The sequence below is a fragment of the Streptomyces sichuanensis genome (assembly GCF_020328095.1).
Classification (GTDB): domain Bacteria; phylum Actinomycetota; class Actinomycetes; order Streptomycetales; family Streptomycetaceae; genus Streptomyces; species Streptomyces cinnamoneus.
Genome location: NZ_JAIXMK010000241.1, coordinates 1 through 215 on the forward strand (window position 1 = coordinate 1; position 215 = coordinate 215).

The 215-nt window shown below is 75.8% G+C and carries 1 protein-coding gene; it reads left to right on the forward strand.

All coding sequences use genetic code 11. The annotated features are described in order from the left end of the window. Positions 1 to 215, forward strand: a 215-nt coding sequence (locus tag LE181_RS31610) for a phosphoenolpyruvate carboxylase (protein ID WP_225665027.1), incomplete at both ends; no start/stop codon positions are given.

The following is a 215-nucleotide window of genomic DNA, read 5'->3' on the forward strand; positions in this document are numbered from 1 at the left end:
ACTTCCACCTGGCCAACGTCACCGAGCAGGTCCACCGCGGCCGCGCCCTGGCCGAGCTCCGGGCCCGCGAGGGCTCCCCCATCGGCCGCGCCACCGCCCTCCTCGGCGAGGCGGAGCTGAACCGGCTGCGCGAGACGGCCCGCCACTTCTCCGTACGCCCCGTCTTCACCGCGCACCCCACCGAGGCGGCCCGGCGCAGCGTCCTCAACAAGCTC